Consider the following 8,549-nt stretch of genomic DNA (forward strand, 5'->3'; position numbering starts at 1 on the left):
GGGAAGACGAAAGGGAGGGGAGCCCGCACATGTGGACCTACGAGCACACCCAGGAGACCGCCGCCCCCCGCGAGGCGGTCTGGCGCCTCTGGGCCGACGTCGAGAACTGGGGCACCTGGAACGCCGACATCGAGAAGGTCGCCATCAGCGGCCCGTTCGCCGCCGGCGCCGAGATCACCATGGCCCCGGCCGGTCAGGACCCCGTGCACCTGCGGGTCACCGAGGCGGTCGAGAACGAGCTCTTCGTCGACGAGGCCCGCTTCGACGGCCTCGTCCTGCGCACCGCCCACCGGATCGACCCGGCCGGACCCGGCCGCATCCGGGTCGTCTACCGCATGGAGATCACCGGACCGGCCGCCGACGAGGCGGGCCCCCACATCGGTCCGGCCGTCACCGGGGACTGGCCCGACACCGTCGCCGCGCTGGTGGCGCGGGCGGAGCAGGGCCGGTGACCGCCGGTCCGGGGGAGAGCCCCGGATTCCTGCTCTGGCACGCCACCCTGCGCTGGCAGCGCGGCGTCGCCGCGGCCCTGGCCCCCCTGGGCCTCACCCACGTCCAGTTCGTGCTGCTCGCCAGCACGTGGTGGCTCAACACCCACGGCGAGCAGCCCAGCCAGCAGGCCCTCGCCCGGCACGCCGGCACGGACGTGAAGATGACCTCCCAGGTGGTGCGCGCCCTGGAGCAGAAGGGGTTGGTCGTGCGCGAGGTGGATCCCGCCGACACCCGGGCCCGGCGGCTGCGCACCACCGACGCCGGGGCCGGGCTCGCCCCCCGGGCCGTCGCCGCCGTCGAGCGCGTCGACGCGGAGTTCTTCCGGCCGGTGCCCCGCGGCGACGCGGTCGCCCTCCTCGGCCGCCTGGTCCGCCCCGAGGACTGATCCGGCCCGGGCACCGGCCCGGGCGCCGCCCGGCACGGACGCCGCCCGGCACGGACGGGGGCGGGACCGCCGCGTCGGCGGTCCCGCCCCCGTCCGTGCACCGGTGCACCCGCCGACGGCCCCCCGCCGGGCCGGACGGCCGGTCCCTCACCGGGCCGCCACACCGCCCCCGAGCCCGGCAGGCTGCTCGGCGGTGCAGTACCGGCACTTGGAGGCGCCGGCCGGCAGGTCCTCGGCCAGGCAGGCCGGGCAGGTCTTGAGCGGCCCGGGGTCGCCGAAGACGGTGACGCCGCGTCGGGTCTGCATGTGCTTGTAGGGCACCACGATCAGGAAGTACACCACCGCCATGAAGATGACGAAGTAGATCAGCGCGGAGAGGAACGACCCGAAGTCCAGGTAGGTGGCGTTGTTGCCGGGCGCCCCAAGTTGCACGCCGAGACCCACCGAGTGGCCGCCCTGGGCGCGGGCGATGATCGGGTTGATGACGAAGTCGGTGAACGCCTTGATCAGGGTGCTGAACGCCAGTGCGGTGATCAGCCCCACCGCGACGACGATGACGTCGCCCCGCAGCAGGAAGTTCTTGAAGCCCTTGATCACGGTCCACTCCTTCGCCCATGCCGTCGACAGGACAACAGGAGACCCCACGTCCGCGCCCGGAGCGGGGGAGCGCGGCCCGCCGCCGCGCCGTCCCACCCGGACGGCGGTACCCGTCGGCCCCCTGCCGCCCGCAGGCGGCTCCGCCCGGGAGCCGCGCGTTCCGCGCCGGGCGTTCCGACCCGATGAGTTCCGCGCCGCCGGTCCGTCTGCACCGGTGAGAACCCCACCCCTCGCGAGGAGCAGACCATGGACGACCACCGGGACACCGCCCGCGCCACCGGGACCGAGACGGCGACCGCCACCGCCGACGACCGCGACGGCTTCACCCTCACCCGGGTCTTCGACGCCCCCGTCGACACCGTCTGGCGGGTGTGGACCGAGCCTCTCCACTTCGCCCGGTGGTTCGGCGCACCGCTGCCGACCGTCTCCGTCGACCTGCGCCCGGGCGGTGCCTGGCGGGCCACCGTCGCCACCCCCGGTGGCGAGATGCCGGTCGGCGGCGTCTACCGCGAGGTCGACCGGCACCGGCGGCTGGTGTGGACGATGGAGATGCCCGGTGACGAGGTGGTCATGAGCGCCGACTTCACCGACCTGGGCGACGGCCGCACGCAGGCCGTCTACCACCAGACGGTCGGCTCGCCGGAGATGTGCGACCAGGCCCGCGAGGGGGCCGAGCACATCATCTCCCGCTTCGCCGACCACCTCGCGACCGTCTGACCCGCCCGCCGGCCGCCCCCGCCGGCCGTCCTCGCCGGCTGCCCCCGCCGGAACGAGGCCGGCGAGGACGGGGCCGGCGGGGACGGTCAGCGGCAGTCCGGGTCCGGGACGACGGCCGTCTGCGCGGGGAGCGTGATGTCGTTCCCGTCGTCGTCCTTGCCGAACCACCGCGTGGTCGAGTAGCCACGCTGCCCCGGACCGACGCACTTGGTGGCGAGGTTGCCGAAGCCGTCGGGCATGTTGAGGACCTGGGCGGGGGAGTCCTCCCCGCGCCCGCCGAGCACCGGGGCGTCGCCCTTGCCCCGTTCGTCGTCGTGGCTCTGCGAGCAGCCCGCCATCGCGAGCACGGGGAGGACGGCGAGCAGGACCGCCGCGCGCCGCGCCCTACCTGCAGGCCGCATCGGAGACCACCTGCAGGTTGGAGGGGCCGCCGCTGTTGGTCGTGACGTAGGCCCGGTAGCCGTGGCCGACGCACTTGGTGGCGAGGTTGCCGAAGCCGTCGGGCATGTTGAAGACCTGGGCGGGGGTGTCGTCGCCCTGCTGGTGGAGCACCGGGGCGTCCCCCTTGCCCCGCTTGTCGTTGTACTCCTGCGAGCAGCCCGCCGCCGCGGCCAGCGCAGCGGCGGCCAGCACGGCCGCGCCGGCCCGCCGCCACCGGTGTGCGTTCCCCATGTCCCGTTCCCCCTCCGTCCACCCTCCGGCTGCGGAGGGCCCCCAGCGGTACGACCACAGAGACGCGCCCCCCGCACCGCCCGGTTCCGCGGCCCGGCCGTGCCGGTCGTGCCGGCCGGACCGATCGGACCGCTCCTCCGCGTCGGACAGCCCCGTCTGCCCGGCCTGCCCGGCCTGTCCGACGCCCGGTCTGTCCGGGACGCCCGTCGGACCGGGCGGCCCGTGCGACCCGTCCGGGCCGGGGCGGCACCCCCGTCGCCGCCCCGGCCCGGACGGGTGGTCAGAGCAGACGCCGGATGTCGCCCCGAGCCCGGTAGAAGCCCCCGGCCGCCGACTGCCGCACCTCGGTGACCAGGTAGCGGGCCCCCGCCACCCGGACGTCCTTCGGGAACTGCACCCGCAGCGCCGGGTCGTAGCCGGGCGACACCACCCGCACCCGCAGCCGTCCGGCCTCCTGCACGCACTCCACGACCACGCCGTCCGCCCCCGACTCCGCCACCGCGGCCGCGCTCACCGTCTCCAGGTGCGCCGACGGTGCCACCGCCTCCACGTGCGAGGCCTTCACGTCCCGCCGCTCGGGCACCCGTCCCTGCTCGGCCTCCCGCACCGCCGCCTCGCTCGCGTCGATGCAGGCCAGCGAGCCGTCGGTGGTGACGATGTAGAGCCGCCCGTCGCGGTACTGCATCGAGTACGCCGACCCGCAGCCGGTACCGAGCTTCCACAGCCGCGTGCCGTCGGCGGCGAAGCAGTACACCGAGGAGTGGCTGTCGCCGGCGAAGACGTACCGGCCGTCGGGCGAGGTGGCGCACGAGAACACCGCCGCGTCGCAGCGGTACCGCGACCGCACCGACCCGTCCGCCTTGGCCAGCCGGTACACCCAGCCCCGCCCGGTGCCCGCGAACACCTCGCCCGGCTCCTGCCAGCCGAACAGCACGCCCCCGTCGGTCGGGGTGTGCCACTGCTGGTCGCCGCTGTGGGCGCCGTACGCGGTGACGCCCGCCGAGTGGCCGTGGAGGACGCTGTCGCCCGAGCAGCGGACCATCCAGCCGTGGGCGCCGGCGCTCCGCCGCGACCACTGGAACTCGTCCTCGTGGTCGACCGTGGTGATCCCGCCCTGCCGGTCCGAGACGCCGAGCACGCCGTCGTCGATGTCCAGCCAGTAGATGTCCACGTCCTCGGCTATCTCGTACGCCACCCGCGGCACCTTGCCGCTCAGGTCGTAGACCCGGCCGTCGTCGCACCCCGCGTACAGCCAGAAGTCGTCCGCCACGATGCACTTGACCCCGTCGGGGAGGCCGAAGCGGGAGACGACCCGACCGTCGTGGGTGAGCGCGTACACGTCGCCCCGCTGGTTGCCGACGTAGGCGTGCTCCTCGCCCACGAAGACGCCGAACGCGGCCGCACCCGACGCGAACCGCCACAGCACCGGCGCCTGGTGCGCGGTGGAGCGGACGCTGGTGATCTGCCGCCGCGTCACCGCGCGGGCCTGCCGCACCCCGCGCACGGCGGGTGCGTACCCCTTGCGGACCTTCTCGCCGACCTTGCGGGCGGCGGCGGCCGCGGCCTTCTCCGCGCTCGGGAACGAGGAGGTCCGGACCTGGCCCTGCTCCCCGATCCTGCCGTAGCGGATCGTCACCTCGACGCCCTCGACGCGCACCTCGTAGAACTTGTGCGCCCCGCCGCCCTCCTCGGACAGCTCCAGGTACGTCGTCCCCTCCGCCACCGCGGCGCTGGTCATACGGGTGCCCCCTCAGGCGGTCCGGTGTTCCCCCGACACAGATCACCCTAGGAGGCACCACTGACACTCCGGCCCGCCCGCGGACCGGCCCCGCAGCCCGCCCCGCAGCCCGCCCGCAGCCCGCCCGCCGCGCCGCACCACCGGCCCGCACCTGCCCGTCCGGGCCCGCGCCCCCGCCCGGCCGCGCGGCAGCGGCACGAGGTCCCCGCACCGCCGTACGGCCCGCACCGTCCGCCTCCTCCGGCCGGGCGCCCGGGTCACGCCGGACACGCCAAACACGCCGGTCACGCCCGGGCCGGGGGCGGGAAGAACCACACGCCGCCGACCCTCGTCGGCCCCGGCGGCAGGTCCGGCGTGCGGGCGTCCCGGACCCGGCAGCCGCCGCACCGGGTCTCGTCCGTGACGGGGCGGAAGGGCGCGTCGCAGACCGCGCAGTCGACCAGCGGGCGCACCGGTGGCGGCGGCGGGGCCTCCTGCCGCACCTGCTCGGTGAAGCGCGGCGCGGGCGGCATCTTGTCCAGCAGCCGGTGCCGCAGCACGCCCCTGGGCGACCTGAGCGCGTACGGCAGGCCGGTGACCAGCGCCGCGCGGAGGTGGGCAGTGGTGGCGCCGCGCAGCAGCCACTCGGCGGCGATCGGCACGAGCGCCTTCAGGTCCCGGCCGCCGAGGACGAGCCGGTGGTCGTCGTCGCGGAGCGAGAGCAGCAGCCGCTCGGCGGCCGCCGCCCGCGCCTCCTCCGCCTCCGTGGGCATGGGCCCGTCGTCGTCACGGAGGGCGTCCCCGCCGCCGGGGCCGTCTCCGTCCTGGTCGCCTCCGCCGTCGCGACCGTGGGCGCGGTTGTGGCCGTCGGAGGCGCCTGGACCGTCGCGGCCGTCGCGGACGTGGCCCCCGGCGTCGTCCCCGGCCGCATGCCCCGCCCCGCCGCCCGGTTCCGGCCGGGTGCCGCCCCCAGCACCGGCACCGCCCGCACCGTCCCCGGGCCCGCCGTCCCCCGCAGACCCGCCGGACGCACCCGCCGCCCCGGCGCCCCCGGGGAACCCGCACCCGCAGCAGGCCGCGGGACCGTCCGCCGGGCGGTCCGTCCCTCCTCCTCCCGCCCCGTCCGCCCCGTCGCCGTGCACCGGGCCGTGCCGAAGCGCCGGCGCGGGGGGCGGGAGGGAGGGGGGAGTCTTCCTCCCCGTGGTTTTCTTCCCTCCCGCAGGGAGGACGGTGCCGGAGGACGGGGTGGCGGCAGGCCCGCGTTCCCGCATACCGGCATACGGCACGCGGGGGAGGGGCGGCCGTCGGCGGCGCTCGCCGCCCTCCCCGCCGTGGTGGCCGGTGACGATCCGGGCGGCCTCGTCCGGGCCCAGCGGCACCGTGGAGACCACGGACTCGGAGTGGACCTGGCCGGTGGCGCTGCGCCACTTCACCGCGTGCAGCAGACCCTTTCGGGTGAGCTGGCGGCGGGCCCGGTCCACGGTGATGCGGCCGCCGGCCAGTCCGGCGGCGATCTGGGTGACGGTGGTGGTCAGGGCCTCCTCGTCGCCGAGGGAGAGACAGCGGAGCAGCATCCGGAAGGCGGTGTCGGAGAGGTCGTCGTCCCACAGGACGGCGTTGTCGACCCGGGTCCAGTCGCCCTGCGGGGCGGTAGCATGCCTGAGCATCGTCGGGGCTCTCCTACGTAAGCCTCGGTGGGTGAAGGCCCCTCAGCCGCGTTTGCCAGAACGCTTGAGGGGCCGCTCCCTTGTCCGGGCCCTGCCCGGCGGGAGATCGGTGTCGGGGACACCGTACATCCGGATGCCACATATCGTGATGGCATATTCACTGCGCGTAGTTGACGCCCGATGGCGTTCGTCCGATCGCACAGACCCTCCCGACCAGCGCTTTTCGCGCCCCGGCCCCCTCCTCGCGCTCCTGACGGTTCCTCACCCCCCGCCCCGGAATCCCGCCCGTCCGGGTGGCGCACGGGAACCCCTGTTCGTTGAGGGTTCGGCGAGCGCCGGACCGGTCCCTGACCGGCCCGTCGGCGGAGCGGACCACGGAGCGGATCGGAGACGCGGGTGGACACGGCGGAGTCGGCGGAGACTGCGGAGGCGGACGCGTCGGCCGGGAAACACGGGCGGTGGCGCCGCAGGACGCGCGGCCCGCGGTCCTGGTGGCGGGAGCTGCCCGTCCTGCTGGGCGTCGCGCTGCTCCTCTCCCTGGGGGCGAAGACCTTCCTCGTCCAGGCCTTCTCCATCCCCTCCGGGTCCATGCAGGGGACGCTGGACCTGGGCGACCGGGTGCTGGTCGACAAGCTCAGCCCCTGGTTCGGCGCCGAGCCGCACCGCGGCGACGTCGTCGTCTTCCACGACCCGGGCGACTGGCTCGGCGAGGAGTCCCCCGGGCAGGGCGGCAACGCCGCCCTGCGCGATGTCCGCAGGGTGCTCTCCCTCGTCGGACTCGCGCCGTCGGACGACGAGAAGGACCTGATCAAGCGGGTCATAGCCGTCGGCGGCGACACCGTGCGGTGCGACGCGGGCGGGCCGGTCGAGGTCAACGGCGTCCCCCTGGACGAGCCCTACCTCTACCCCGGTGCGACCCCCTGCGACGACGACCCGGTCGGCACCGTCACCGTCCCCGCCGGCCACCTGTGGGTGATGGGCGACCACCGCAACGGCTCCTGGGACTCCCGGTACCACCAGCTCCAGCACCCCGGCGACGGCTTCGTCCCCGTGTCGGACGTCGTCGGCCGCGCCTTCGCCGTCGTCTGGCCCGTCCCCCGCTGGACCGCCCTCCCCGAGCCCGCCACCTTCCACCAGCCCCGCCTCGACCACCCCTCCGCCGCTGCCGCACCCGCCCACCTGACCCCGGCCGCCCCGGCCGCCGCCCTCATCTTGGCCGCCCCCTCGGTCCTGCTCCGCCTAAGGGCTGTCCCGTAACTCCTGGTCAGCGATGAGATGATTTTGGCGTGGCTGGTGTGATCACGACGTCGGAGCCGTCCTGGATAGCCCCGTTCACTGGGCTGAGCCCGCGCGCGTTCGGCAAGCTGATCACGATGCTGCGGCGTGAGGGAGCCGATGCTCCCCGGGCTGGTCGGCCATGGTCACTGCCGCTCGAGGACCGGGTGCTGATGGTGGCCGCGTACTGGCGGACCAACCTCACCCTGCGCCAGCTCGCACCGCTGTTCGGCTTCTCCAAGTCCGCCGCCGACCGGATCGTCGACCACACCGGCCCGCTGCTCGCCCTCAAGCAACGGCAGCGGTTCCGCAAGGGCACCAACCTGATCGTGGACGGCACCATGGTGCCCACACGCGACCACAGCATCGCCGAGTAGTCCAATAATTACCGGTACTCGACCAACCACCAGGTCGTCATCGATGCCGACACCCGGCTGGTCGTGGCGATCGGACGCCCAGTGCCCGGCCACCGCCATGACAGCAAGGCCTGGGAGGAGTCCGGAGCGAGGGCCGCCGTCGGCAGGACCACCACCATCGCCGACGGCGGCTACCTCGGCACCGGCCTGGTCATCCCGCACCGCCGTCCGCCCGGCGGACAACTCCCGAGTGGAAGCAGGAACACAACCACTCCCACAAGCAGGTCCGCGCCCGCGTGGAGCACGTCTTCGCCCGCATGAAGACCTGGAATATCCTGCGCGACTGCCGGCTCAAGGGCGACGGCGTCCACCACGCCATGCTCGGCATCACCCGCCTGCACAACCTCCTGCAGGCCGCGTAACCCAGCGAGCGGCACCGGGGGCAGTACATCCGCAGCCGCACGTGATCAATTACGGGACAGCCCTTACAGGACGTCTCATTTGGCGTAATCGCTAGTCTGGTGCCGTGGTGACGATGGTCGAGCGCATGGTGCCGGACGGGTTGTGGGAGCTGTTCCAGCGCGTGGTGCCGCCGGCGCCGACGCGGCCGCAGGGCGGTGGACGGCGGCGCTACGGGGACCGGGAGGTGCTGGCCGCGATCGTTTTCGTGG

Annotated in this window: 9 protein-coding genes and 2 pseudogenes; 6 read left to right on the top strand and 5 right to left on the bottom strand. The window is 74.8% G+C overall.

Features of this window, described 5'->3' with window-relative positions:
- The first annotated feature begins 29 nt into the window (after window positions 1–29).
- Window positions 30–452 (top strand): SRPBCC family protein, encoded by a 423-nt coding sequence (locus LO771_RS14100; protein ID WP_230652194.1) that lies wholly within the window; start codon window positions 30–32, stop codon window positions 450–452.
- Complete coding sequence (locus LO771_RS14105; RefSeq protein WP_230652196.1) at window positions 449–877, top strand: MarR family transcriptional regulator; 429 nt, start codon at window positions 449–451, stop codon at window positions 875–877. The genes LO771_RS14100 and LO771_RS14105 overlap by 4 nt, the downstream gene beginning before the upstream one ends.
- A 147-nt stretch (window positions 878–1,024) precedes the next feature.
- Here LO771_RS14105 and LO771_RS14110 read toward each other — a convergent pair whose 3' ends face one another.
- Window positions 1,025–1,474 (bottom strand): MscL family protein, encoded by a 450-nt coding sequence (locus LO771_RS14110; RefSeq protein ID WP_230652198.1) that lies wholly within the window; start codon window positions 1,472–1,474, stop codon window positions 1,025–1,027.
- Window positions 1,475–1,720: 246 nt separating this feature from the next.
- Here LO771_RS14110 and LO771_RS14115 point away from each other — a divergent pair, with 246 nt between their 5' ends.
- Window positions 1,721–2,191: an SRPBCC domain-containing protein gene (locus LO771_RS14115; protein WP_230652200.1), complete on the top strand. Its 471-nt coding sequence runs from the start codon at window positions 1,721–1,723 to the stop codon at window positions 2,189–2,191.
- An 86-nt stretch (window positions 2,192–2,277) separates the two neighbouring features.
- Here the strand turns inward: LO771_RS14115 and LO771_RS14120 are convergent, their stop codons facing one another.
- From LO771_RS14120 to LO771_RS14135, 4 genes are all read right to left on the bottom strand, one after another.
- On the bottom strand, window positions 2,278–2,592 hold the full coding sequence (locus LO771_RS14120) for a hypothetical protein (RefSeq protein ID WP_230652202.1): 315 nt from the start codon (window positions 2,590–2,592) through the stop codon (window positions 2,278–2,280).
- Window positions 2,576–2,863, bottom strand: a complete 288-nt coding sequence (locus LO771_RS14125) for a hypothetical protein (protein WP_230652204.1) — start codon at window positions 2,861–2,863, stop codon at window positions 2,576–2,578. The genes LO771_RS14120 and LO771_RS14125 overlap by 17 nt, the downstream gene beginning before the upstream one ends.
- Before the next feature lie 280 nt (window positions 2,864–3,143).
- Complete coding sequence (locus LO771_RS14130) at window positions 3,144–4,601, bottom strand: WGR domain-containing protein (RefSeq protein ID WP_230652206.1); 1,458 nt, start codon at window positions 4,599–4,601, stop codon at window positions 3,144–3,146.
- A gap of 284 nt (window positions 4,602–4,885) precedes the next feature.
- Window positions 4,886–6,247, bottom strand: coding sequence for a hypothetical protein (locus tag LO771_RS14135; RefSeq protein WP_230652208.1), 1,362 nt, complete (start codon window positions 6,245–6,247; stop codon window positions 4,886–4,888).
- 396 nt (window positions 6,248–6,643) lie between these two features.
- Between LO771_RS14135 and lepB the strand changes: the two genes are divergently transcribed.
- The 3 genes and pseudogenes from lepB to LO771_RS14150 all read left to right on the top strand — a co-directional run.
- Window positions 6,644–7,504, top strand: a complete 861-nt coding sequence (lepB, locus tag LO771_RS14140) for a signal peptidase I (protein ID WP_308188899.1) — start codon at window positions 6,644–6,646, stop codon at window positions 7,502–7,504.
- 29 nt (window positions 7,505–7,533) lie between these two features.
- Window positions 7,534–8,300 (top strand): annotated as a pseudogene (locus LO771_RS14145) (transposase).
- Window positions 8,301–8,413: 113 nt separating this feature from the next.
- Window positions 8,414–8,549 (top strand): annotated as a pseudogene (locus tag LO771_RS14150) (IS5/IS1182 family transposase); the annotation flags it as partial.

Origin of the sequence: Streptacidiphilus sp. ASG 303 (assembly GCF_020991365.1) — a bacterium.
Taxonomy (GTDB): domain Bacteria; phylum Actinomycetota; class Actinomycetes; order Streptomycetales; family Streptomycetaceae; genus Peterkaempfera.

What these genes read in the sequence shown, in the direction of transcription:
- LO771_RS14100 (WP_230652194.1), top strand. Translation starts at nt 30, where the DNA reads ATGTGGACCTACGAGCACACCCAGGAGACCGCCGCCCCCCGCGAGGCG.
- LO771_RS14130 (WP_230652206.1), bottom strand. Translation starts at nt 4,601, where the DNA reads ATGACCAGCGCCGCGGTGGCGGAGGGGACGACGTACCTGGAGCTGTCC.
- LO771_RS14125 (WP_230652204.1), bottom strand. Translation starts at nt 2,863, where the DNA reads ATGGGGAACGCACACCGGTGGCGGCGGGCCGGCGCGGCCGTGCTGGCC.
- LO771_RS14135 (WP_230652208.1), bottom strand. Translation starts at nt 6,247, where the DNA reads ATGCTCAGGCATGCTACCGCCCCGCAGGGCGACTGGACCCGGGTCGAC.
- LO771_RS14120 (WP_230652202.1), bottom strand. Translation starts at nt 2,592, where the DNA reads ATGCGGCCTGCAGGTAGGGCGCGGCGCGCGGCGGTCCTGCTCGCCGTC.
- LO771_RS14115 (WP_230652200.1), top strand. Translation starts at nt 1,721, where the DNA reads ATGGACGACCACCGGGACACCGCCCGCGCCACCGGGACCGAGACGGCG.